Annotated in this window: 19 protein-coding genes; 13 read left to right on the top strand and 6 right to left on the bottom strand. The window is 58.7% G+C overall.

Features of this window, described 5'->3' with window-relative positions; genetic code table 11:
- Nucleotides 1-2: 2 nt before the first annotated feature.
- Nucleotides 3-2,210 carry a TonB-dependent siderophore receptor gene (locus tag EC836_RS08100; protein WP_123331870.1) on the bottom strand — a complete coding sequence of 736 codons (2,208 nt, stop codon included), beginning with the start codon at nt 2,208-2,210 and terminating at the stop codon, nt 3-5.
- A 763-nt stretch (nt 2,211-2,973) separates the two neighbouring features.
- On the opposite strand from EC836_RS08100, the gene gdhA reads away from it, so the two are divergent.
- Nucleotides 2,974-4,317 carry an NADP-specific glutamate dehydrogenase gene (gene gdhA, locus EC836_RS08095; RefSeq protein WP_105592224.1) on the top strand — a complete coding sequence of 448 codons (1,344 nt, stop codon included), beginning with the start codon at nt 2,974-2,976 and terminating at the stop codon, nt 4,315-4,317.
- Nucleotides 4,318-4,508: 191 nt separating this feature from the next.
- On the opposite strand, the gene EC836_RS08090 is transcribed toward gdhA, so the two are convergent.
- A complete protein-coding gene (locus EC836_RS08090; protein WP_123331868.1) occupies nt 4,509-5,903 on the bottom strand; it encodes an amino acid permease in 1,395 nt (464 codons plus the stop codon).
- A 605-nt stretch (nt 5,904-6,508) separates the two neighbouring features.
- Between EC836_RS08090 and dld the strand changes: the two genes are divergently transcribed.
- From dld to EC836_RS08065, 5 genes are all read left to right on the top strand, one after another.
- On the top strand, nt 6,509-8,200 hold the full coding sequence (gene dld / locus EC836_RS08085) for a D-lactate dehydrogenase (protein WP_123331865.1): 1,692 nt from the start codon (nt 6,509-6,511) through the stop codon (nt 8,198-8,200).
- 38 nt (nt 8,201-8,238) lie between these two features.
- On the top strand, nt 8,239-9,936 hold the full coding sequence (locus EC836_RS08080) for an Hsp70 family protein (RefSeq protein ID WP_123331863.1): 1,698 nt from the start codon (nt 8,239-8,241) through the stop codon (nt 9,934-9,936).
- A 1-nt stretch (nt 9,937) separates the two neighbouring features.
- Nucleotides 9,938-11,365 (top strand): J domain-containing protein, encoded by a 1,428-nt coding sequence (locus EC836_RS08075; RefSeq protein ID WP_123331861.1) that lies wholly within the window; start codon nt 9,938-9,940, stop codon nt 11,363-11,365.
- Entirely contained in the window at nt 11,362-12,069 is a 708-nt protein-coding gene (locus EC836_RS08070) for an alpha/beta fold hydrolase (protein ID WP_123331859.1), read from the top strand. The genes EC836_RS08075 and EC836_RS08070 overlap by 4 nt, the downstream gene beginning before the upstream one ends.
- Before the next feature lie 134 nt (nt 12,070-12,203).
- A complete protein-coding gene (locus tag EC836_RS08065; RefSeq protein WP_123331857.1) occupies nt 12,204-12,668 on the top strand; it encodes a DUF3828 domain-containing protein in 465 nt (154 codons plus the stop codon).
- Between the two features lie 2 nt (nt 12,669-12,670).
- Here EC836_RS08065 and EC836_RS08060 read toward each other — a convergent pair whose 3' ends face one another.
- Entirely contained in the window at nt 12,671-13,606 is a 936-nt protein-coding gene (locus EC836_RS08060; protein WP_123331855.1) for a VirK/YbjX family protein, read from the bottom strand.
- Nucleotides 13,607-13,787: 181 nt separating this feature from the next.
- Between EC836_RS08060 and EC836_RS08055 the strand changes: the two genes are divergently transcribed.
- Together EC836_RS08055 and EC836_RS08050 are read left to right on the top strand one after the other, a co-directional pair.
- Nucleotides 13,788-14,618, top strand: a complete 831-nt coding sequence (locus tag EC836_RS08055; protein WP_123331853.1) for an AraC family transcriptional regulator — start codon at nt 13,788-13,790, stop codon at nt 14,616-14,618.
- Between the two features lie 77 nt (nt 14,619-14,695).
- Entirely contained in the window at nt 14,696-15,685 is a 990-nt protein-coding gene (locus tag EC836_RS08050) for a DMT family transporter (RefSeq protein WP_123331851.1), read from the top strand.
- A gap of 85 nt (nt 15,686-15,770) precedes the next feature.
- Here the strand turns inward: EC836_RS08050 and EC836_RS08045 are convergent, their stop codons facing one another.
- Together EC836_RS08045 and EC836_RS08040 are read right to left on the bottom strand one after the other, a co-directional pair.
- On the bottom strand, nt 15,771-16,166 hold the full coding sequence (locus EC836_RS08045; RefSeq protein WP_123331849.1) for a transposase: 396 nt from the start codon (nt 16,164-16,166) through the stop codon (nt 15,771-15,773).
- A gap of 274 nt (nt 16,167-16,440) precedes the next feature.
- Nucleotides 16,441-16,722: a YjcB family protein gene (locus EC836_RS08040; RefSeq protein ID WP_123331848.1), complete on the bottom strand. Its 282-nt coding sequence runs from the start codon at nt 16,720-16,722 to the stop codon at nt 16,441-16,443.
- A 767-nt stretch (nt 16,723-17,489) separates the two neighbouring features.
- On the opposite strand from EC836_RS08040, the gene pgaA reads away from it, so the two are divergent.
- The 5 genes from pgaA to EC836_RS08015 are packed head-to-tail and all read left to right on the top strand — an operon-like array spanning nt 17,490 to nt 24,605.
- A complete protein-coding gene (gene pgaA / locus EC836_RS08035; RefSeq protein WP_233599173.1) occupies nt 17,490-19,943 on the top strand; it encodes a poly-beta-1,6 N-acetyl-D-glucosamine export porin PgaA in 2,454 nt (817 codons plus the stop codon).
- A 10-nt stretch (nt 19,944-19,953) separates the two neighbouring features.
- Nucleotides 19,954-21,963: a poly-beta-1,6-N-acetyl-D-glucosamine N-deacetylase PgaB gene (gene pgaB / locus EC836_RS08030; RefSeq protein ID WP_123331844.1), complete on the top strand. Its 2,010-nt coding sequence runs from the start codon at nt 19,954-19,956 to the stop codon at nt 21,961-21,963.
- On the top strand, nt 21,960-23,288 hold the full coding sequence (gene pgaC / locus EC836_RS08025; RefSeq protein ID WP_123331842.1) for a poly-beta-1,6-N-acetyl-D-glucosamine synthase: 1,329 nt from the start codon (nt 21,960-21,962) through the stop codon (nt 23,286-23,288). The genes pgaB and pgaC overlap by 4 nt, the downstream gene beginning before the upstream one ends.
- A 5-nt stretch (nt 23,289-23,293) precedes the next feature.
- Entirely contained in the window at nt 23,294-23,716 is a 423-nt protein-coding gene (pgaD, locus tag EC836_RS08020) for a poly-beta-1,6-N-acetyl-D-glucosamine biosynthesis protein PgaD (RefSeq protein WP_123331840.1), read from the top strand.
- A 25-nt stretch (nt 23,717-23,741) separates the two neighbouring features.
- On the top strand, nt 23,742-24,605 hold the full coding sequence (locus tag EC836_RS08015; RefSeq protein ID WP_123331839.1) for a GGDEF domain-containing protein: 864 nt from the start codon (nt 23,742-23,744) through the stop codon (nt 24,603-24,605).
- Nucleotides 24,606-24,615: 10 nt separating this feature from the next.
- Here EC836_RS08015 and soxS read toward each other — a convergent pair whose 3' ends face one another.
- Nucleotides 24,616-25,038, bottom strand: a complete 423-nt coding sequence (gene soxS, locus EC836_RS08010) for a superoxide response transcriptional regulator SoxS (protein ID WP_123331837.1) — start codon at nt 25,036-25,038, stop codon at nt 24,616-24,618.
- Nucleotides 25,039-25,095 lie beyond the last annotated feature (57 nt).

The raw sequence follows: 25,095 nt of genomic DNA, 5'->3' as shown, positions 1-25,095 counted from the left end.
CCTCAGAATGATACGGTAGCGCCGAAATAATACGCCCGGCCCGGTTCGTTATAGGTAGAGGCCCCTTCGGCCCGGCGCTTAATTTCTTTATCAAACAGGTTGCTGATGCCGGTTTTAAGATCGAGGTTCTTCGTCATCTGATACTGCAGGTTTAAGCCCACCAGGCCATACGACCCCACGCGCGTCTGATCCAGACCGTTATTTAACTCGGTATGGTTAACGGCATATTTTCGTGGCTTCTGCGGGCCGTAGAAGGTGTAACTGACGTTCGCCGACAGGTCCTGACGGATTTTCCAGTCGAGGGTTGAGTTAATGGTGTATTCAGGAATGATCGACAGCGGATTCCCGGTGGTTTTATCCTCGGAGGTAATCATATAGGTGGCGTTGGTATTGAAATCCAGCGCATCGCTAACCGGGACGGTAACGTTGGCTTCCAGACCTTCCACCACCGCTTTGCCGGTATTTTCCCAGCGCAGAATGGCGGTGCCGGAATTCGTGGCGCCAAGGAAATCATTCCCGGCGATAATTTTGTTTTTATAGTCATTTCTGAACCACGTAATACCCGCAGCCCAGCCCTGATGATTAAATTCCAGCCCGATCTCTTTATTCACGCTGACCTCCGGTTTGAGATCGTCGTTGCCCGCCAGATAGCAGGGCTCATAGCCCACGGTCAGCGGGCAGCCATTGCCCCGGGAATAAAGCAGGTAGTCGGGGCTGGACTGGTACAGGTTTGGCGCTTTGAACGCCCGGGCAATGCCCGCTTTCAGGGTAAAGTATTCGCCCAGCGCCTGTGACAGATTCAGGCTGGGGCTGAAGTTGCTGCCAAAGCGGCTGTCGTAGTCCATGCGCAGGCCCGGGATCAGCTGGGTGGTGTCGGTGGCCTGAATATTGTCTTCGAAATAGACGCCGCTCAGGTCGGAATGCGATTTCGCATGGCTGCCGCTTGAGGCCACGCCGCTCAGTGCATCGCCGGAAATCAGCGTTTGCAGCGCTGAGTTTGGCGCATTCAGCTCTGAGCGATTCCACTCTGCGCCGAGGGTAACGGTCTGCTCCCGCAGCCAGTCAACGGGGAAGTTAATCTCGCCGTTCACCCGGTAGTTACGCAGCTGGCTGGTGATAAAACCGGCCCCATCTTTGATTGACCCCTCCGTTCGCCCGGTCAGCCCCTCATCCAGACGGCTGTTGCGCGTGCCGTCGTACTGGAATGCCAGCTTGGACTGGCCCCAGTCCCAGATGCCGTTGTGGGTGATGCCGAAATTTTGCCGATAAAGCTTATTGGTTTCCGCACCGGACTGCGCCAGTGCCTGAGTGGCTTCCGAAGCCAGACTGAATTGAGTATCCCCCGCGTAGATATTTCCCTGGCGGCTGTAGCCCGCTTCGAAATCAATGGTCTGATTATTATTCGGCTTCCAGGAAAGTACGGCGTTAATATCTTTATTGCGCACGCCTTCACGACCGGCAGGGGTTAAACCCGAACTGTTATCTGTGCCATTAATCGACGGGCTGTCGGCTTTGGTTTTATTCCAGCTGCCGTACATTCTCATGGTTAACGCTTCATCCATTAGCGGACCGCTGAGGCTGAAGTTGGTGCGGTTGGTATTCCCCTCGCTGCTGCTTTCTGGCTGATTGAGGAAGTAGCTCAACGAACCGTGCCAGGCGTTGGTTGGCCGCTTGGTGATGATGTTCACCACGCCGCCCGCCGCGCCGGAACCGTAGCGTGCGGCGGCCGGGCCGCGAATCACCTCAATACGCTCAACTTCTTCAGCCGGTACCCAGTTGCTGTCGCCGCGCGTGTCGCGTTCGCCGTCCCACGCATAGCGAATGGCATTGCGGGAGGTGACCGGATTGCCATCAATCAGAATCAGCGTGTTTTCCGGGCCCATACCGCGAATATCAATCTGGCGGTTGTTTCCTCTGGCACCGGTGCTGCTATTACCGGTGAGATTCACCCCCGGCATTTTGCGAATAATATCGGAGAGATCGTTAACCGGCGGATGTTTATTAATATCTTCTGAGGTAATAACAGAAACCCCGGGCTGCTGTTTAATCTCCTCTTCGGCGGTGACTAATAAGGTGCTTTCAGCGGGATCTTCTTTTTTTTCTTTATCTTTATCGCTGTCCGCTGAATATGCCGGAGCGACGATGCCGGATAGTGCAATCAGTATCAGCAGCCTGAGCGGCTTTATCGCAATATCAGTAGTGGTTTTCATAAGGCAAGGGCTTTTTTAAATAGGGATGCTTATGATATGCATTCTCATTAAAAGAAGTAAACAAGAAAGTGTACATATGTACAACTAATTTAACCCTGTGAGGTGAGGGGGGATAGCGGTTGACGGGTGCCGCCCCCCGCTACCGGGTGAAAAAGAGCGGAGAGCGTGCAGGTGGGAGGCGGATCGGTTTTACGAACCCCGGCGGTATCGCTACTGCCGCTGGTGATTTATTGATTCGGTAAGATTCAGGCCGTTTTTTTATAAAATCGGGAAATGACAGAACATGTATTGACGGGGTTGAGTGCAATGATGGAGTCAGGTTAAATAATCATTTTGGGTTATTTAATATCAGTACAAAAAATGTGAATTAATATGTGATATTTCAATTTTTTTAATATCTGTGTGTCTTTATGATTAACTTTAATTAGCATTTCTTCGTCATAATTTTTTCTTATAGATTGGCTTAACCTTATGTAATTATGGTCTTTTTGGATGGGTGTTGAATGGCTTGTATTGGCGTGGTTGATTTCAGCTCGATCGCTTGCAGAGCACGCCAGCCGGGCCTTGAGCGAAATCTTGGTGTGAAATTCGGGCGCAATCCGGCCGGGCGATATAGGTTTTTCAGCGACTAAAGGGGTGAAACTTTTTTGTTGTGCGCTTGAAAAGCGGTGATATAGTCGTTGACGCACAATATTACCTCACTGGCTATTCATATAACTCTTAATTAGCTCCAGTGACATCCCACAGTCAGAAGGATTTAGTAATGAAAGGTTTTAACTCTCTGGAGTCGTTTCTAACCTCCGTCCAGCAGCGCGACCCTAATCAACCGGAATACCTGCAGGCGGTACGTGAAGTCTTTACCTCTCTGTGGCCGTTTCTGGAACAGAACCCGCAGTATCAGGAGCAGGGATTGCTGGAACGTTTGGTGGAACCAGAGCGAGCCATTCAGTTTCGCGTAGCCTGGACCGACGACCGTGGCCAGGTACAGGTGAACCGCGCATGGCGCGTACAGTTCAGCTCTGCCATTGGTCCTTATAAAGGCGGTATGCGTTTCCATCCTTCTGTAAACCTGTCCATTCTGAAGTTCCTCGGCTTTGAACAAACCTTTAAAAACGCACTGACCACGCTGCCAATGGGCGGGGGCAAGGGCGGCTCTGACTTCAATCCGAAAGGCAAAAGCAACGCGGAAGTGATGCGCTTCTGCCAGGCGCTGATGACCGAACTGTATCGCCACCTGGGTCCGGACACCGACGTGCCGGCGGGCGATATCGGCGTGGGCGGCCGTGAAGTAGGCTTTATGTCCGGGATGATGAAAAAACTGTCCAACAACACCAGCTGCGTGTTCACCGGTAAAGGCCTGACCTTCGGCGGCAGCCTGATCCGCCCTGAAGCCACTGGTTACGGCCTGGTGTACTTCACCGATGCGATGCTGAAGCGTCACGGTCTGGGCTTTGAAGGCAGCCGCGTTTCCGTGTCCGGTGCCGGTAACGTGGCACAGTACGCCATTGAGAAGGCGCTGGAGCTGGGTGCTCGTGTGATCACCGCTTCCGACTCCGGTGGTACCGTGGTGGATGAAGAAGGCTTCACCACCGAGAAGCTGGCCCATCTGGCCGAGATCAAAAACGTGCGTTACGGCACCGTGGAAGATTACGCCCGCGAACGCAACCTGGTTTACCTCGCCGGCCAGCAGCCGTGGAGCGTGCCGGTGGATATCGCGCTGCCGTGCGCCACGCAGAACGAACTGGATCTGCCTGCCGCTAAGCAGCTGATTGCCAACGGCGTGAAGGCCGTTGCCGAAGGCGCGAATATGCCAACCACGATTGCGGCAACCGATGCCTTCCTGGATGCGGGCGTACTGTTCGCACCGGGCAAAGCGGCTAACGCCGGTGGCGTGGCAACGTCAGGTCTGGAGATGGCGCAGAACGCCGCGCGTCTGAGCTGGAAGGCTGAGAAAGTGGATATCCGCCTGCAGCACATCATGCTGGATATTCACCACGCCTGCGTTGAGCACGGCGGGGAAGGCAAGCAGACTCACTACGTTCACGGTGCGAACATCGCGGGCTTCGTGAAAGTGGCCGACGCCATGCTGGCGCAGGGCGTACTGTAAGCGAATACGCCGCCAGACGGTGGGCACAGCGCTCACCGTAGGCGGCACCAGCAGACGGCATCAGTAGAGACGCCGTCTGCTGCAAAAAAGGCTCTGCCGGTTATCCGGCAGAGCCTTTTTTATGATGCAGCCTGTCGCCACGCGCGTGATTATCTTCAGCGGCAGCGAACACGGCTGGTCCGCAGAGGCGATCACACCGCCTCTGACTCGACCTGCGCTTTGCGCTGCTTCACCCGCCAGACCCACTCCAGCAGAATAAACCACAGCGGCATGCTACACAGCGCCGTCAGCGTATCGGCATCAAACACCATCACCACCAGTGAGAACAGGAAGAATAGCAGCGTCAGCCAGCTCATGGCGATGCCCGCCGGCATCTTGAAGGTGGAGCGCTGGTGCAGGTCCGGGCGACGTTTGCGGTACACCAGATAGGCAATCAGGATCATCGCCCAGCTGTAGATCACCAGAATGGCCGCCAGCGTGGACACCACGGTGAACAGCGTCATTACGTCCGGCACCAGGAACAGCAGCAGCGTACCAATCAGCATACAGAAGCAGGTAAACAGCAGGCTGTGTACCGGAATCGAGGTGGTGCGCGACAGAATGCGGAACTGCCAGTGGGCGTGATCGTCCACCGACAGCCCGTAGAGCATGCGTGTACTGGAGTAAACGCCGCTGTTGGCGGAGGACATCGCCGAGGTCAGGGCGACAAAATTGATAATCGCCGCCGCTGCCGGAAGCCCAGCTTTATCAAACAGGGTGACGAACGGGCTGGTATCCGGCGCAATATGCTGCCAGGAGGTGACGGCGATAATCACCACCATCGACAGCACGTAGAAAATAATAATGCGCATCGGAATGGCTTTAATCGCCTTCGGCAGCACCCGCTCCGGCGAGCGGGTTTCGGCGCTCATAGTGCCCAGCAGCTCAATCCCGGTGTAGGAGAAGATAGCGATCTGGAACCCGGCGAAGAAGCCGACGATGCCGTGTGGCATAAACACCTGCGGATTGGTGACGTTGCTCAGCGACGCCTGCACGCCGTCCGGCGAGGTCCAGCCGCTGGCGATCATCCAGCCGCCGGTAACGATTAGCGCCACGATGGCGATCACCTTGATAATCGCAAACCAGAACTCGGCCTCGCCGAACATTTTCACCGATAGCAGGTTGAGCAGGCACAGCAGCGCCAGCGTCGACAGCGCCGGTATCCACGGCGACAGCGCCGGCAGCCAGTACTGCACGTAGCCGCCGCAGACCACCACATCGGCGATGCAGGTCACCACCCAGCTCAGCCAGTAGGACCAGCCGAGGTAGAAGCTGGCTTTCGGGCCCAGATAGTCGGCCACGAAGTCGGCAAACGAGCGATAGTCCAGCCGGGTCAGCAGCAGCTCACCCATCGCCCGCATGGTCATATACATAAAGAATCCGACCACCACATAGGTGATCAGGATGGAGGTTCCCGAAACGGCAATGGTTTTACCGGCCCCCATAAACAGCCCGGTTCCGATGGCACCGCCGAGGGCGATCAGCTGGATATGGCGGGAACTCAGGCCCCGGTGCAGATTTTGCTGCGCATCCGCTTGGTCAGACATGGCATCCTCTCAATATTTTTTGCAGGCAAAGCAATCCCGTCCCGATGAAAACGGGTTTCAGGCGTACTACGCGACGAGAAAACGGACAGCGCCGTATGGCCTTCACTCAGGCCAGAACCGCTGGCGGGAGGTGAGCGAGTGGCCTAATGCTGGCCGTGGGGGATAACAATGTCAACACAGAATAGTTCGTAATTATTCACTTTTTGATCACATTCAAGTTTCTGAAAAACAGAGGAAAAAATTATTTTATGCATTTTGTGTGAATAAAATATGCATAAAATTACTTTGCCTATGGCAGTTAAAAAGCTAACTATTTATTCATCCTTTCCTGCCGTTTTTTCCGGAAAAATAATCCACGGTCAGAATAAACATGCGTCGCGCTAATTCTGGATGAACGGCCGGTCATCCAGTCGATCGCCGCTGCATAACGCGCTTTCACCGAAGATATCCCTGAAATTACCGAACTGGCTGAAATCATTATCAATCCTGTGGGTTTGTTCGCCGATACATCGGGGAATTTTCTGTCGATCGGTGCTAGCTCTGGCGGAAAAGTGTCAGGTACACTCTTTGCGCACATCAATCTTCCAGGGAGAGGTCAACCCGCTATGCAACATGCCAATACCCTACAACAGCTTGGCAAGGTGGTCGGTGCCGACGGTCTGATTACCGACAGCTATCAGAAAGCGTACTACTGCAAAGGATTTCGCGTGGGCCACGGTGACGCGCTGGCCGTGGTGCTGCCTGCAACGCTGATTCAGCTCTGGCAGGCGCTTAAAGTCTGCCAGCAAAACGACGTGATTATTCTGATGCAGGCGTCCAATACCGGCGTGACCGGCGGATCGACCCCGCACGGAGACGATTACGATCGCCCGGTGGTCATTATCAGCACCCGCAAAATCAAAGGGGTGCAGGTGATCGATAATGCGCAGCAGATCGTGGCGTTTCCCGGCAGCACGCTGACCGAACTGGAAGAGAGCCTGAAGCCGTACGGCAAAGAACCGCACTCGGTGATCGGTTCCTCCTGCATTGGTGCCTCCGTCGTGGGCGGCATCTGCAACAACTCCGGCGGATCGCTATTGCAGCGCGGCCCGGCGTTTACCGAAAAATCTCTGTTTGCCCGCATTACCGACGACGGTCGGCTGGAGCTGGTGAACCATCTGGGTATCGATCTGGGCACCGAGCCGGAGCAGATGATTGCCCGGCTGGAATCCGGCGATTACGCAACCGGCACCGCCACCGACTGGGAAGGGAAAATCTGGGCCGACGACTACGCCTCGGTGATTAAGGACGTGGATGCCGTGACGCCGACGCGCTTTAACGGCAATCCGCAGTATCTGCACGACAGCGCGGGCTGCGCCGGAAAGGTGATTGTCTTCGCCGTGCGCCTGGCCACCTTTGACGCCACGCCGCAGGAAGACACCTTCTATATCGGCACCAACGATGAGCAGGTACTGCTGGAGCTGCGCCGCTATCTGATTGAAAGCCTTGAACAGCTACCGATTCAGGCGGAATACATTCATCGTAATGCCTTCCGCCTGACGCTGCGCTATGCCCGCCATATGCTGCTGTCGATTAAGCGTCTGGGGCCGTCGGCGCTGCCGGGGCTGATGCAGAAAAAGGCCCGCTGGGATGCGCGGGTGAAGCAGCTGAAGCTGCTGCCGGCTAACACCATCGATAAGCTGATCCAGCTCGGTAACCGGCTGACGCCGTCGACTATCTCACCGCGCCTGCTGTCGTGGCATCGCCGCTACGAGCACCATCTGATGATCAAGGTGGCGCACGAAGAAGCCGCCGCGATGAACCGCCTGCTGACCGCGTTCTTTGCCGAGCGCAACGGCGACTGGTTCCACTGTACGGAAGCGGAGCAGGGCGATGCGTTCCTGGTGCGTTTCGGCGTCGGCGCCTGCACCGTGTTTTACTGCGACTACTACGGCATTAACACCGACCGTCGGCTGATCGCCTTCGACGTGGCGCTGCGGCGTAACGACGAGCAGTGGATGATCCAGCTGCCGCCGGAACTTCAGGCGCAGGTGCTGGAAGGATCCTGCTGCGGCCACTTCTTCTGCCTGGTCAATCATCAGGACTACATTCTGAAGCCCGGCGTGGACGGTGCGGCCTTTAAGGACGCAGTGCTGGAATACCTCGATCGGCGCGGCGCGAAGTACCCGGCGGAGCACAATATCGGCCATCTGTATCATGCCTCCAGCGAGCACGAGCAGCATTTCCATCAGCTTGACCCGACCAACAGCTGCAATCCGGGCATTGGCAAAACCAGCAAGAAAAAGCACTGGGCATAACATTTACCCGCGCGGGCGGGACAACAAGGACAGCGTGAATGACCACCGATTTAGTCATTGGTATCGATCTTGGCACCTCAAACAGCCTGCTGTGCCTGTGGCGCAACGGGCGTTCAGAACTGGTGGCGAACCGGTTTGGCGACGTTCTGACGCCCTCGGTCGTCGGCGTGGACGATGCGGGCAATATGCTGGTGGGCCAGCCCGCAAAGGCGCGTCTGCAGTCGCATCCTCACCTGACCGCCGCCAGCTTTAAGCGCCATATGGGCAGCGAAACCACGATTAAGCTTGGCGCGCAGAGCTTCCGCGCCGAGGAACTGTCGGCGATCCTGCTGCGTCAGCTGAAAGAGGATGCGGAGAACGCGCTGGGCCAGCCGGTCTCCTGCGCGGTGATCACCGTTCCGGCCTATTTCAACGACGTGCAGCGCCGGGCGGTGAAAACCGCCGGTGAGCTGGCGGGGCTGGAGGTCAAAAGGCTGCTGAACGAACCGACCGCCGCCTCGCTGGCCTTCGGCCTGCTGCATAACCAGCAGCAGAAGTACCTGACCTTTGACCTCGGCGGCGGCACCTTTGATGTGTCGATTATCGATATGTTCGACGGCGTGGTGGAAGTGCGCTCCAGCAGCGGCGACGTGTTCCTCGGCGGCGATGATTTTAACGCGGCGATCCTGCGCTGGATGCAGCAGCAGTTCCCGGAGCTTAACCAGGCGGAAGGGGAACTTTATGCCAGCCTCAGCCAGCTGGCCGAACGCCTGAAGTGCGATCTCACCCAGTCCTCTCCCGCCACCGCCGAGCTGGAATGGCAGGGGCAACGCTGGCAGTGGGCGCTGAGCGAGGCGAAGTTTGCTGAGATTTCCAGCGAGCTGATTGCCCGCATCCAGCGGCCTGTCAGTCAGGCGCTGCAGGATGCCCGTTTTACCCTTGACCAGTTGGATCACGTGCTGCTGGTGGGCGGCGCCACGCGTATGCCGCTGATCCGTCAGACCGTGGCCCGCCTGTTTGGCCGCTTTCCGCGCCACGATCTGCACCCTGACCAGGCGGTCGCGCTGGGCGCAGGCGTGCAGGCCGGAATGGTGATGGAGGACAGCGCGGTGGAGGACGTGATCCTCACCGACGTGATGCCCTATTCGCTGGGCGTGGCGACCCTGCGCGAGCAGTATGGCCGCCCGGAAGCGGGTTTCTTCCTGCCGCTGATTGAGCGCAACACCTTCCTGCCGGTCAGCATGGAGAAAACGCTGTGTACCGCCGTTGACAATCAGACCGTGGTAGAAATTGAGATCTACCAAGGGGAAGGGCGACGGGTTAAGGACAATATTCTGCTCGGCGAGATTAAACTCGAGGTGCCGCCGCGCAAGGCGGGGGAAGTCAGCATCGACGTGCGCTTTACCTATACGCTGGACGGCATTCTGGAAGTGGAGTGCCGCACGTCGGCATCGGACACTACCAGCCGACTGGTGATTGAAAACGTGCCGGGCCAGATGAGCGCGGAGGCGATCCAGCAAAGTCTGGAGCGGTTGGCTTCGCTGAAGCAGCATCCGCGCGATCGGCCGGAAAACCGCCGGGTGCTGACGCGCTGCAACGAGCTTTATCGCTTCCTGCTGGGCGAAGAACGCCAGCAGATTGATGCCGCGCTGTCGGCCTTTGAACAGCTGCTGGAAACCCAGGACGTGCGTCAGATTGCCGATTTCCGTCAGCATCTGGAGCAGATGCTGTCCCGCTACGATAACTGGACCCAGTGAGATGAACGAATGGAGCGTACTGGGGATCGATCCGACCCGCGACGAGAGCGAGATCCGCCGAGCCTACGTGCGACAGCTGAAGCAGCATCGCCCCGATCGCGATCCTGAAGGTTATCAGCGGCTGCGTGAGGCATGGGAGCAGGCGAAACGGTATGCCGCCAGCGAGTCGGGAGAGCTGGCTGGTTTTGGCTTTCAGGTTCAGCCTGGGGAAACGGGCTTAACGCTGGTGCTGAATGATGATGGCGTGGAGTTCAGCGGAAATGGCGACGATGCTGCGCGTGATGGAACGGAAATCACCGACGAGGACGCGGAAGATATCCCTCAACCACCGCCCGCCTACAGCATAAAAGAAATCAACCAGCTGGCGGATCGGCTGTTGGCATCGGAGCGTGGGATGGCACAGCTGGAGGAAACCTGGCAGCGGGTGGCGGCTAACGGCTCGCTGTTGCAGCAGCAGCAGTTTCATCAGCAGCTGGCGCAGGCGCTGGTTGACCGGCCGGGGCTGACCGACGAGCGGTTGATGCATCTTTCGGACGTACTCGGCTGGGGGCTGGATGGCTACGATGACGCCAGCGTGCTGTCGGGCCGGGTGGTCTGGCAGCTCAACCGCGCCGCTCGCCGAACGGAAGTGGGGGCGAGCTGGCAGGCGCTGCTGCATTCCGCCGGGGATTCCTGGCGTAAAAAACGGATGGTGGCGCTGATTACCGGCAGCGAGGAGACATTGCCGCTCTGGGCCAGGCTGATCCCCAATTTCCTCGCCGACATGAATAAACAGGTGAGCGAGCTGTGCTCCCGCTATCCCGAGCTGGCCGAACGCATCAACCCGATGGTGTGGCAGTACAGTCAGGAAGTCCCCCTTCGGGGAACGCCCTTTGAGGAAACGCGCATTGCCCTGAGCTGGGCCGGTATTTATCTGCTGCTGTTCTGGGGCGTGGTCATCAACCGCAGCGCGGTCGAGGCCCATCCCACATGGCCGGTGCTGACGCTCAGCGGCGTGCTGATCCTGTTCTATCTCTACGGACACAACCTGGTTTTCCAGACGCTGCGGCGCTGGCAGATTGCGCTGAGTGTCTGGCTGCTGGTTGAAGGCATACTCTCGGCCCTGGTGGTTGCCCTCTTTTTGGTGCTGATGCATTTTGGCCTGCCCAAGCTGTTGGGGAACCGGGCAGGGCTGGCGGGCCTGTTTGAAATCATGCTGGCGCTGATTGTGCTCAGCGGGGTGTGGCGCATCCGCGAGCGCGGCGTTCCCGTTATCTGCCTGCCGGGTAAGCTGGTCAACTGGCTGCTGGCCGCGCCGTGGAACGCACCGCGTGCGATACCGTCACGCCTGCTGGCGGTAATCATTGGCCTGATCGCCTATTTCGGCGGCTGCGCCGTTATGTATGAATTTTTCAAGCTGGCCAATAACGTTCTGGAGCACTATCTATGACTGCGCTGGTATTACTGCCTGGACTGATGTGCGATGCCGGGCTGTGGCAGGGATTGCTGCCGCAGCTGGAGGCGGCAGGCCCGGTGACCTTTGGCAATCTGTCGCAGGGTGAATCCGTTGAGGAGATGGCCACGAGCGTGCTGGAGCGCTGCCCGCCGGAGTTCGTGCTGGTGGGGTTTTCGATGGGCGGCTTCGTAGCGCGCGAGATTATCCGCCGGGTACCGCATCGCGTGCGTGGACTGGTGCTGATCGCCACCTCCAGTGCGGCAGACAGCCCGCTGCAGGCGGATTTTAAGGCCGCGGTGGCCGAGACGCTACAGCGCGCCAGCGGTCAGTTTCGTGGCCTGGGCCACCGGGCGATTAAACTGTCGCTGAGCCAGCGCCACGAGGACGACCCGCAGTTGGTGCAGCAGATCCTCGATATGAGCCTGCGGCTGGGGCGGGAAACTTATATTCGCCAACTGCTGATGGCGCGCAACAGCGACAGCCATCTGCTGGGCGATATTCGCTGCCCGACGCTGGTGGTGGCCGCCGCTGACGATCGCATGCGCAGCCTGGCGGAGTCGCGGGCGCTGTGTGAGGCAATCCCCCATGCGGAATTCCGGCTGGTGGAGGATTCCGGCCATATGCTGCCGCTGGAACAGCCGCAGCGGCTGGCGGCCATCCTGACCGAGTGGCTGAACAGGTGTGTCATCCACCGATAAACAGTTACCAAAAAAAGGCGGCAGCGTCGCCGGGAACGCTGGATTAGCCGCGTAAATCCAATACAATCACTGGCGGCATGGAGTGCCTGGGCTGATTGAGGAAAACAAGTCGTGGTGAATCCGGGATGGTTGGAATGAAAAAGTGGTTATTGATGCTGATTGCCCCGATATTCGCCTTTCAGGCGATGGCGGCAGAGCATAATGCCGATCCGCACAGTACCAGCGTGGCCTTCTACAGCTGGTATCTGACGGCGCTGAGCAAAGAAGAAAGCCCGATTGATGAGCACGATCCGCTGCTGAATGAGTACGTGACCCAGAGGCTGCTGCAGAAAATAAACCTGCTGATCAAAAGCCCGGAAGGCATGGATGATGATTACTTCTTGCAGGATCAGGACTACAGCGACGGCTGGGTGAATAACGTTATCGTCAGTGATTTTACTCTGAACGGCAATCGCGCCTTTGGCGACGTGACACTCGGGCGCGATCCGACCGACCAACAGCACCTGCTGGTGACGCTGGTACACGAGCACGACGGCTGGAAGATCGATGACGTCCAGCAGGAACCGGACGCCGGTACCGCGCAGCCGCCAGCCGGTTAATCTTATCGGGTAAAGCGGCTCAGCTGCTGATGCAGCTGCGCCAACAGCGCATAGCGGCGGCGGTACTCGGCGCGTTTTTTACTGGCGATCTCTGCCAGCGGCTTCTGCGGCAGGCTGAGCGGCAGCTGGTACAAATAGCGCGATATCGCCGTGGCGCTTACCGACTGCCAGAACTCATCATAACAGGCGTGAAACAGCGCTCGCTTTTTCAGGCGATAGCGCAGGCAGTGGAACACATGGCCGCCATCACGCACCGCATAAATCTGCGTAATACCCATCGCCGCAGCAAGCTGCATCAGCGCTTCCAGCAGTATTCTTTTGGGGAACAGACCGTAGCAGGCTTTCGTCGCGTGACGAATAAATTCGTGCGGCGTCTCGCGGTGCGCGCCCTGCAGGCCACCTATGACCAGTTGCGGTTTGCCATTGCGCTCGGTCACGGCAAACGTCAGCACCCCCAGCAGAGTGCCATCGCAGTGGAGTAGTAAATTCACTTCCCCTTCGCGCTCGCAGCGACCGTTGCATATCATAGTCAGGGTTATCGCTTCGCCGTCTTTGCCGCTGAAGCAGGCCAGCTCAAAGCCTGAAGCGGACAGCATCCCCTTGCGAAGATCGTCACGTTTAAGCTGCGCGACAAAGCGATAATGCTGATGTATTGCCGCCACGCGCTGGCTGACCGACAGCCCAAGGTGCAGGTACGGGCGGTGGATTTTTCCCGGCAGTGTGGGCTGCTGCGGCAGAATTTTCTGCAGCGTCTCGCAGGTGGCGATCTGGTGCAGGTGCCGCCCGCTGCTGACGGGCGTAAGCATCGAGCGCAGGAAAAATTTGGCGCGCCACGACGGCGAGAGCCACAGTTTATTCGGCGCCAGCTGGCCGCCCATCAGGGCCGAAAATAAGGCAAAACCGCTGTTCGAACGTGGGGTGAGAAGAAGTTCCGACATGGCAGAGGATCCCTTTCCGCTGGATGAGGCGGTATTTGAGCACGCCTTAGATAAATAAATCATTAATGAGTGTGTGCCTTTCGCACGGTTTGCCGCGCATTTCGTGCGGGTGTAATCCGCACTGTTCGATGCGGGCTGAACAACGTAAACTGGTGGTCGATTTTTAAGCGAGGAGGCGAAAATGGAAGGCGTACCGGAAACGTTCTGCTACGAGCAGGATCGTGCCAGCTTTCGCCATCTTCCCGGCGTGCAGGGCGTGGAGCTGTATCGCGCGCACATCACCCACTATGCCTTTGAGCCGCACACCCACGAGGCGTTCGGCATCGGCACTATAGACAGCGGCGCCGAGCGGTTTCGCTATCGCGGTGAACAGCATCTGGCCCCGGTCGACTCGCTGGTGTTAATGAACCCGGACGAATTGCATACCGGCGAGTCGGCCTGCGAAGGTGGCTGGCAGTACCGAATGATTTACCTGGAACCGCAGCGGCTGGCCGCGCTGACCGGCGAATCCGGCTGGTGGTTTGACCGCGCGGTGCGCCATCATCCTCAGCACGCGCGTGAAGTTTCACAGATCCTCGCCGGGCTGTGGCAGACGGACGACGCGCTGGCGATCGATGGCCTACTGCTGTCGCTGTGTGACGTGCTGCGCCCCCATGCCCGCAACGTTCGCCCGGAAGAAATGCCGACCCGCCATCGTTTCGATCGGGTGCGCGACTACCTGCGCGAAAATCTGGCCGAGCGGATTACCCTCAGCGATCTCTCCGCGCTGATGTCGCTCAGCCCGTATCATTTCCAGCGCCAGTTTAAGGCGCAGTATCATGTGACCCCGCATCAGATGCTGATGGCCTTCCGCCTCTATCAGGCCCGCCAGCTGTTGATTGGCGGTTTGCCTCCGGCGGAGGTTGCCGCCGCCGTCGGCCTGACCGATCAGGCGCATCTGACCCGCAGCTTTGCCGGACGCTACGGCATCACGCCCGCTCGCTACCAGAAACAGGTTCGCCAGAGCCGCTAGCGCAATTTGCTACAATCCCCTGATGCCATTCCCCGCCATACTGCAGCATTGCTGTTGTGTACCTTCTGGAGTGAACGATGTTAGCGGGAATTTTATTTGCCCTCGGAGCGGGGCTGATGTGGGGATTGATCTTTGTCGGGCCGCTGCTGGTGCCGGACTATCCGGGAACGCTGCAGTCAATGGGCCGCTATCTGGCCTTCGGGCTGATTGCGCTGCCGCTGGCCTGGCAGGATCGCCAACGCCTGCGCGGGCTGACGGGTAACGACTGGCGGGAAGCGTTTAAGCTGACGCTGGTGGGGAATCTGCTTTACTACGCCTTTCTGGCTACGGCCATCCAGCGCACCGGCGCACCGGTTTCCACGATGATTATCGGTACGCTGCCGGTGGTGATTGCCGTCTGCGCCAACCTGTTTTACGGCGGCGATGATGGCCGCCTCAGCTGGCGAAGCCTGGCTCCGGCGCTGCTGCTGATCGTCTGCGGGCTGGCCTGCGTGAACGTGGCTGAAATTCGCGGAGCCGGGCAGCAGCTCGATCCGTGGCGCTACTTCAGCGGCATCGCGCTGGCGCTGGCGGCCGTCATCTGCTGGACGTGGTATCCGCTGCGCAACTCGCGCTGGCTGCGCCAGCATCCAACGCTGCGGCCCGGCACCTGGGCGACCGCGCAGGGCATCGCTACGCTGCCACTGGCGCTGCTGGGCTATCTGCTGGTGATGGGGCAGCTTCATCTGACGCAGCCACAGTTTACCCTGCCGTTTGGCCCCAAGCCCGGCATCTTTATTGCGCTGATGCTGGCCATCGGCCTGTTCTGTTCATGGCTGGGCACGCTGTGCTGGAACGAAGCCAGCCAGCGCCTCCCTGCGGTGCTGCTCGGGCCGCTAATCGTTTTTGAAACGCTGGCGGGGCTGGCCTACACCTTTGCCCTGCGCCAGCAGTGGCCGCCGCTGCTAACGTTCTGCGGCATTTTCTGCCTGATCGGCGGGGTGGTGGTGGCGATGAGGATCAAGCCGCAACCGCGGATTGTGCCGCTGAACGAAGAGATATCAGACAGCACGCCGCATCAGCGATAAAGAAAACATTAGCGCCGACCGTATATCCTTTGCCCGGTCGGTGGCTAATGTTAAAGAGTGATAAATAATTGCTGCTGTCAGTCAGTTACTGGCCATCACAAGTACAAGGATAATGATAAACGCTGCGGCTGATATTCAGCAGGCGGCAGCTGCGGCGGGTTCCCACGTTGTGGGTATCCTGCAGAAAGGTGACCGCTTTGCGTTTATCCCCGGTGGTGAAGAAGTTCTTCACAATACTCTGAAGCAGTTCTTTATCGGAAGAGATCAGCTGCAGTTCGCGCGACAGGCTGTGCAGGGATTCTTCTAATTCTTTGATTTTTCTTCCATGTTCTGAATTTAATCCTGCATACTTCTTTTTCCAACTGTAAAATGTGGCTTCAGAAATACCCAGGTTTTCACAAATCTGTTTCACCTTAATACCGTCTTCTGAATCTTTAATTGCTCTGCTGATTTGTTCTGCCGTATATCGTGACTTTCTCATAAATGCTATTACCTTTCTTAACTATTATATGGCGATAATAACTGGAGTTAATTCTTGCTGAGGTAGTTCGGCTATTTTATATCAGTATTTAACGATATGCGATTAGGAATATTCCTGTGGAATTAAAAATAATTTCTTAATCGGTTTATTGCGTCAGGATTATTTTTTAAGCCAGCGGTAATTTCGCGAAGTTTTAACAAAGCAGTAAACGAAGGGGAGTGAAGTCGGGTGGGGGCAAATCTGCCCGATGAGTCCGGCTCATCGGGCCGGAAAATCAGGGCATCGGCCAGTCCGGGGGGGTCTGGCTCATGACGTTGATAAACACGTCTTTAGTGATATGCCAGAAGTTGTATAAATTTTCCATGCTCAGGGTCATCCCCAGCAGACCGGTGACGAACCAGCAGGACATGCCAATGCCGATGCCGGTAAAGACGAACGCCATGGCGTTGCGGCTGGCTTTACGGCACTGCACGTTGAACGTGCTGGCGATAAACATCATTACCGCGCTCAGCAGTTCCCATCTCATCAGCATAACGCTGGCAGTAATTGTACCCATGTTTAACTCCACGATGATCGGTCCTGACAGACTGGAAGCGGCATCACCGTAAGCGGAACAAGAGCTGCCAGGTAGGCTCTTTCCGAACTGACGTAAGGTCAAGGAAGTGTGACGACGGTCACATTATATCATCGGTTTTTAAAAGTTGAACGAAATTTACGCACGATAAGGCGGTTTTTTCCCGTGGGGTAGGCAGCCTGTGTTTCTGCGGCCTGGCGGTTTTTTATTAGCGAAAAAGAATGAAATTTATCACGGTGATTAAATTTAGCCGTTGAAAAAAGCGTTTTCACTTTGCAGAAGGGCAGTGTATCAGCTAAGGCCGTGCGGTAAAATTAGATCCATTTATTACTGGAGTTTTATTGCTTTCATTTTTCCGATGTCATATTCATGACAACACTGATTAATGAGTCTTACAGGAAGTTTGTTTTTTCATTATTTGCCTAAGCGTGTTTTTCTAAATTCAGATAACTTGCGGGATTAGTCTTATTCCAACTGGTATGGTGAGTGGGGTAATTTATTGAAAATACATAATTTATTGTTCTTGAAATCTTGCAAATAACTCTGCATTACAAAGGTTTAAGAGGAATCTTAATCCTTAAAAGTTGTACAAGACCTCAATGCTATGTAGGATTTTCATCACCAATGATACGACTCCCTATTTTCCTGAATCCGAATTCGGGTGGGGATTCGTTCACCCTGAAAATTTAAATAAATAATAAGCCCAACAATACACCTGTACGGATAAGTAAAATAATAAAGGAGTTGCCGTGTTATTTTGTTGCTTTTCCAGGTTGAAATGCCGCCCACACCAGCGGAAAAAAGCGGTCGCGTTATTACTCACATTCAGCACCCTGCCATCGCTGGCGGCGGCGCAGAATTATGACGCCCTGATCGTGGCCGCCCGCGAAGGAAACAATGCGCCTGCACTGCGCTTCTTCGACGGCGAAGCCGAACGACGAACGCTGAGCGCGAGTGAAATCGCTGACTGGCTGCAGATTGCCAGCTGGGCCGGGGAGGATCGCCAGGTGGTCGCCGTCTGGCAGCGCTACGACCGGCAGGTGACGCTGCCAGTGCGCGGCCTGCAGGCGGTGGCCGGATCGCTGCGCAATCTGCACCAGTGGCAGCCTTCGCTGGCCGTCTGGCAGCGGGCGCTGGCGCGCGAGCCGGGTAATGACGATCTGCACAGCGGTTATCTGATGACCCTGGCCGATGCCGGCAGCAGTGCGCAGGCCCTGCCGCTGGCGCAGCAGCGTGTGGCGCAGGCTGCCACCGCGCGTCGCTGGCTCGATCTCTCCTATGTTCAGTTTGCCGCCGGGCACAAAGAGGATGCGCTGCAGTCCGCCAGCCAGGCCGAATCGCGCTTCGCCGGCGATCGGCAGATTGAGCAAAACTACCTCAACGCGCTCTCCCTCAACCGGGTCAGCGGCCCGGCGCTGCTCCAGGCCGCGCACGCAAATCCTGACGCGGTGCAGCTGCGCAGGCTACAGCGCGATGCCGCGGCGGAAAAGGTGCGCATCGCCTTTGCGCCCAGCCGCTCGGAAGCGGAGCGGTTTACCGTCGCCGATCGGGCGCTGGCCGACTATCAGCCGCTGCTGGCGGCATGGCAGAACGACCCCGCCGCCCACACCGACTATAGGCAGGCGCGCATCGACCGATTAGGCGCGCTGGTTGCCCGCAGCCGCATGCAGGAAGCGGTCGATGAATATCAGCGGCTGACGGCAGAAGGGGCGGTGATCCCGACCTACGCCCGCCGCTGGGTGGCGGCCGCCTTTCTGTGGCTGCGCCAGCCGGATCGCGCGGTGGCCATCTATCGGTCGCTGTCGCCGGAAACTACGGCTGCCCCGCTCAGCCGCACCGAACAGAGCGACCTGTTCTACGCGCTGGCCGAGGATGAGCAGCCCGATGCCGCACGTCGGCAGAGCGATCGGTTCGTCGCCTCCAGCCCCTATCTGCTCAATATTTTCGGCTCGCCGGAACGGGTGCCTAACGACGACTGGCTGGATGCGCGGCAGCTGCAGGTTCAGTCAGCCCTGCTGCATGACGACCTGCCTGCGGCGCAGCAGCAGGCCGAACATCTGGCGCGCACTGCACCGGGCAATCAGGGTTTACAGATTGATGTGGCCAGCCTGTGGCTGACCCGCGGCTGGCCACGCCGGGCGGAAGCCGAGCTGAAGCGTGTGGAAAGCATGGAGCCGCGCAGCCTGGGGCTGGAAACGCAGCAGGGGCTGACCGCGCTGGAACTGCAGGAGTGGCGGCAGGCCGACCTGCTGGCGGATGACGTGATTAAGCGCCAGCCGGAAAGCCGTAGCACGCAGCGTCTCGATCGTCTGCGCGATGTGCATCGCTACGCCGAGCTGCGCGTGCAGGGCGAACACGGCATCAACTCCGACAGCCCGGTCAGCGGCGCCAACGACGTCTCCCTCGACGCGCTGCTCTACAGTCCGCCCGTCGACGAGAACTGGCGGATCTTCACCGGCCTGTCGTTTGCCGACAGCGAGTTCAGCGAAGGACGGGGGATCAACCGCAGCGTACGCGGCGGTGTGGAATACCGCACGCGCGACAACTGGGCGGAAGCGGAGCTGAACGGCCAGCGCTACGGCAGCGGGCAGAAAATCGGTGCGCGGCTGTCGGGCTGGCACGATTTTAACGACGACTGGCGCATCGGCGGCAGCGCGGAGCGGCTGATGCGCGAGGCGCCGCTGCAGGCGCTGCGCAACGGCATCACCGTCAACGGCGGTAATCTTTGGGCGCGCTGGCGGCAGAGCGAACGCCGCGAATGGCAGGTTTCCGTGGCGCCGTCCTGGTTCTCGGACGGCAACAATCGCGTGGAGTGGTCTTTAGACGGCTCCGAGCGGCTGACCTCCGGCGCGCGCTATACCCTCGACTTCACGCCGAATATCAGCGGCAGCCACAACAGTAAAACGGATACGCCGTACTACAGCCCGTCGCGGGATCTGGCGGTGGTGCCCGCGCTGAGCCTCGATCACCTGATGTATCGCCACTATCAGACCGAGTGGAGCCAGCAGGTTGAGCTGGGTGCCGGTGCTTACTGGCAGCAGGGGCAGGGCAGCGGCGCGGTGACCACGGTTAGCTACGGCCAGCGGGTGCGCTGGAACGACGTGCTGGATACCGGCGTCAAGCTGACGTGGGATAAACGCCCGTATGACGGCGTCCGCGAGAAAAACCTTTCCGTTTCATTTGATATGAACTACCGATTCTGAGGATCAGACGATGCGTTTGTTCATGCTTCTTTTACTGTTGCCTGTCACGCTGCTGCTAAACGGATGCAGCCAGGCCGAGCGCCCGCGCTTTCTCTCTCCCGCTGACCGCCCGCTGTCAGCCGCTGAAAAGCCGTGGCCGAAAAATCATTTTATCGTTCTCGCGTATCACGACGTCGAGGATGAGTCCGCCGATCAGCGCTATCTGTCGGTGCGCAGCAGCGCGCTGAACGATCAGTTCGCCTGGCTGCGGGAAAACGGCTATCACCCGGTGTCGGTGGATGAGATCCTCACCGCCAAAGCCGGGGGTAAACCGCTGCCGGAGAAGGCGGTGCTGCTCAGCTTCGACGATGGCTACAGCAGTTTTTATCGCCGTGTCTGGCCGCTGTTGCAGGCTTACCGCTGGCACGCGGTGCTGGCCCCGGTGGGCAGTTGGATCGATACCCCAGCCGGGCAGCCGGTGAACTTTGGCGGGCTGATGACGCCGCGCGACCGCTTTACCACCTGGCAACAGATTGGCGAAATGTCCCGCTCCGGGCTGGTTGAAATCGGCGCGCACACTTACGCCCAGCACGAGGGCGAGGTGTCCAACCCGCAGGGCAACAGCGAGCCGTATGCGGTGAATCGCCGCTATGACACGAAGCAGCAGCGTTACGAAACCGGGGCCGAGTACCGTCAGCGGGTCAACGCCGACGTGGAGAAAATCACCCAGCGTATTACCGATGCCACCGGTAAAGCGCCGCGCGTCTGGGTCTGGCCTTACGGTGCCGCCGGCGGTGAAGCGCTGAGCATCGTGCGCCAGCACGGCTATCAGATGGCGATGACGCTGGATGACGGACTGGCTTCCGTGGATGCGCTGGACAACGTGCCGCGCCTGCTGATTTCCAACAACCCCAGCCTGGAAAGCTTCGCCCAGCGGGTGGTTGAGGTGCAGGAAACCAGCGAAATGCGGGTGATGCATGTCGATCTCGACTACATCTACGATGCCGACCCTAAGCAGCAGGCGCGCAATTTAGACAAGCTAATCCAGCGCGTGGCCGATTCCGGGGCGAACACGGTCTTCTTACAGGCCTTCGCCGATCCGGACGGTGACGGGTTGGTGCACGAACTCTACTTCCCCAACCGCTGGCTGCCGGTACGTGAGGATCTGTTTAACCGCGTCGCCTGGCAGATCGCCACTCGTACCAGCGCCGAGGTATATGCCTGGATGCCGGTGCTGGCCTTCGATCTGGATAAATCACTGCCGCGCGTGGAGAAAATCGATCTGAAGACCGGGCAGACCCGGGTGGATCCGCAGCAGTATCAGCGCCTGTCGCCGTACAGCGCGGTGGCCCGCGACCGCATCCGCGAGATCTACCAGGATCTGGCCAGCCACGCGGTGTTCAGCGGCATCATCTACCACGATGACGCGGTGCTTGCCGACGATGAGGACGCCGGTCTGGATGCCCTGCACGCCTATCAGGCTGCCGGATTCCCGGCCTCGATTGCCGAGATACGCCGCGATCCCGCCACCTTCCAGCGCTGGACGCGCTTCAAGAGCCGCACGCTGATCGACTTTACCCGCCAGCTGACCGCCGACGTGCGCGCCATTCGCGGGCCGCAGGTGAAAACCGCGCGCAATATCTTTGCACTGCCGATCCTGGAGCCGCAGAGCGAAGCGTGGTTTGCGCAGAATCTTGACGATTTCCTGCAGGCCTATGACTGGGTTGCGCCGATGGCGATGCCGCTGATGGAAAAAGTGCCGATGCCGGAGAGCAACGCCTGGCTGGACAAGCTGGTGACCGAAGTGGGTCGTCGCCCCGGCGCGCTGAAGAAGACCGTCTTTGAGCTGCAGTCGCGCGACTGGCGTCAGCCGGAACAGCACGGCGCTATCCCGGCGGCACAGCTGGCGAGCTGGATGAAACAGCTGCAAACCAGCGGCGCGCAGAGCTTCGGCTACTACCCGGATGATTTCCTGAACGACAGCCCCGCGCTGAACGACATCCGTCCCGTGTTTTCATCAACCTGGTATCCGCTGCCATGATCGATCGTATTCTTGCCTTTCTGATGCTCTGCCTGGTGCTGAGCATACCGTTCGGTATTACGGTGATTTATACCGGTGAAGTGATGCTGAACTTTGTTTTCTTCTGGCCGCTGTTTATGTCCGGCATCTGGATGACCGGCGGGCTCTATTTCTGGTTTTATCGTGAACGCCACTGGAAGTGGGGGAAAGACGTTGCCGCCCCCGAGCTGGAAGGGAACCCGCTGATTTCAATTATTGTTCCCTGCTACAACGAAGAGGCCAACGCCGGGGAGACGCTGCTGGCCGCGCTGGGTCAGCGCTACGGCAATATTGAAGTGATCGCCGTTAACGACGGTTCCAAAGACAACACCGGCGCCGTGCTGGACGCGATGGCCGCCAGCCACCCTAAGCTGCGGGTGATCCATCTGGCCGCCAACCAGGGCAAGGCGATTGCCCTGCAGACCGGGGCCGCCGCCGCGCGCAGCGACTTCCTGGTGTGCATCGACGGCGATGCGCTGCTGGATAAGGACGCCGCCGCCTGGCTGGTGGCACCGCTGCTGAATAATCCGCGCGTAGGGGCGGTAACCGGTAATCCGCGCATCCGCACCCGCTCCACGCTGATTGGGCGGATTCAGGTGGGCGAGTTCTCCTCAATCATCGGTCTGATCAAGCGCACGCAGCGCGTTTACGGCCAGGTGTTTACCGTCTCCGGCGTGGTCGCCGCATTCCGCCGCCGCGCGCTGGCGGAAATCGGCTACTGGAGCCCGGACATGATCACCGAGGATATTGATATCAGCTGGAAGCTGCAGCTGCGTCACTGGTCGGTGTTCTTTGAACCTCGCGCGCTGTGCTGGATCCTGATGCCGGAAACGCTTAAAGGCCTGTGGCGTCAGCGGCTGCGCTGGGCACAGGGCGGTGCTGAGGTGTTCCTGAAAAATCTGCGCCACATCTGGTCCTGGGAATATCGCCGGATGTGGACGCTCTTCTTTGAGTTCAGCCTGTCAACCATCTGGGCCTTCACCTATGCGGTGAGCGTCATTCTGTTCCTGCTGGGGCTGGTGATGCCAATCCCGGACAGCATCCGCGTTTACGACCTGTTCCCGCCGCAGTTTACCGGCATGGTGCTGGCGGTGACTTGCCTGCTGCAGTTCAGCGTCAGCCTGCTGATTGAACGTCGCTACGAGCCGCGCCTGGCCGCTTCTCTGTTCTGGGTCATCTGGTATCCGCTGGTCTACTGGATGCTGAGTCTGTTCACCACGCTGGTGGCGTTCCCGAAAGTGATGCTGCGCTCCAGAAAGCAGCGCGCCCGCTGGGAAAGCCCCGATCGCGGCATTGAAAAAGGATAATCACTATGGCTAATCCGTTGATTTTCACCCCGCGCGGCTGGGTGCCGCGCATTATCGATTTCGTCCTGACGCTGTTTGGCTGGGGCGGCTTTATCTGGCTGTTTACCACCGGGCTGCTGAAAGTCCTGCAAACCATGCCGTTCAGCGGCCCGCGTCCGCTGGTTTCCGGGCTGAGCACGCTGACGCTGTATATCGGCATCGGGCTGTTTAATGCCCTGCTGCTGATCGGCTGGGCCAAGTATAACCAGCTGCGTTTCCGTACCGAGCGGCGTCGGCGCAGGCCGGGGCTGGAGCCGGTAGAGGTGGCGCGCAGCTTTGACATCAGCCAGCGGGACGTCAGCCTGCTGAGCGGCAGCGACAGGCTGCGCGTTTATCACGATAACGACGGGCATATTACGCAGGTAGAAGCCCTGCGGGAACCGGCCTGAGGGCCGCTTGCAGGGAGGGACTAACATGAATATTCACCGGGATGGCAGCCCGCCTGCCGCCGCGCCGTCGCGCACGCTGCCGACGCTGCGTAAATCGTTCCACCGCATCCATCTGATTATTGCCGCGGTTGCCCTGATGGCCGGGCTGCTCTCCCTACTGGCGATGGCGCTGGAAAAGCCCCATCAGGGCGGGCAGTTGCCCTTCTATTTGTGGCCACTGCTGCTGCTTCTCAGCGTGGCGCTGCTGGTGAGTGGGCTGATAGCCAGCTTCCTGACCCGGCGGCTGAATGCGGAGCTGGACCGCTGGCATCAGCACCTGACGCGTGAGAACGATACCCTTGCGCATCAGGCGCTGCACGACACGCTCACCGGCTTACCCAACCGTGCGGCGTTTACCTATCAGCTGGAAAGACGCTGGTTGGATCCCCGCGAGCGCCAGCGCGTTGCCGTGCTGTTTATCGACGGGAATCGCTTCAAAGAGGTCAACGATCGCTACGGCCATGCCGCGGGCGACAGAGTGCTAAGGGTGGTCGCCCAGCGTCTGCGGGCGCGGCTGCGCAAGGACGATCTGGTCGCGAGGCTGGGCGGCGATGAATTTGCCATTCTGCTGACCGCTATCGATCGTGAAGAGCAGGCGGCGCAGGTGGCGCGAGATATTACCGCCGAGATGCGGCAGCCGGTGGAGCTGGATGACGGGACGCGGATCCCGCAGACGCTGAGTATTGGCGTTGCCTTAGGCAAGCATCATCAGAGCACCGAGGTGCTGCTTGCCCAGGCGGACAGCGCGATGTATCAGATTAAGCAGCGTGGCGGCGGCTGGTTCCTGTCCCCGTCGTTCTGGGAGCTGACCCCCGGGGTGCCACCGGAGAGGGAAGTGGCGCCGTGCTGACCCGGGCGGGTCAGTTGCAGACGGTACTGACTTTACTACTGCTGCGCGCGAAGCCGTTCATGGCAAAGTCGCTACAGTCGAAGTTCCAGCTGCCGCGCTGGAGCGCCTGGCGACGCATGGTGTGGCGGTAGGCCGTCGGCGTCTGTGAAAACTGGCGACGGAACACGCGGGAGAAAGTCTGCTGCGAGTCGTAGCCATACTGCATGGCGATATCAAACACCGGGCGTTGGGTTTTCCGCAGCTCTTCGGCCGCCAGCGTCAGGCGGCGTTCGCGAATATAGCCCCCCAGCGTTTGCTTGGTCACGGTGCGGAACATGCGCTGCAGGTGCCATTTCGAATAGCCCGATTTGGCCGCCACTTCATCAATCGACAGCGTTTTATCAAGATTGCTTTCGATCCAGTCGGTAAGGGTGCGGATGATGTCATCATGCATACATTTTTCTCCCTGGTTCTGCGTCAAATCTGGCCGTCATAACAACTGACGTATCAG

The sequence above is a fragment of the Erwinia sp. JUb26 genome (genome assembly GCF_003751505.1).
In the GTDB taxonomy this organism is placed as follows: domain Bacteria; phylum Pseudomonadota; class Gammaproteobacteria; order Enterobacterales; family Enterobacteriaceae; genus Erwinia.
Note: the sequence above shows the minus strand (reverse complement) of the source record. Positions and strands in the feature narration are given on the sequence as shown.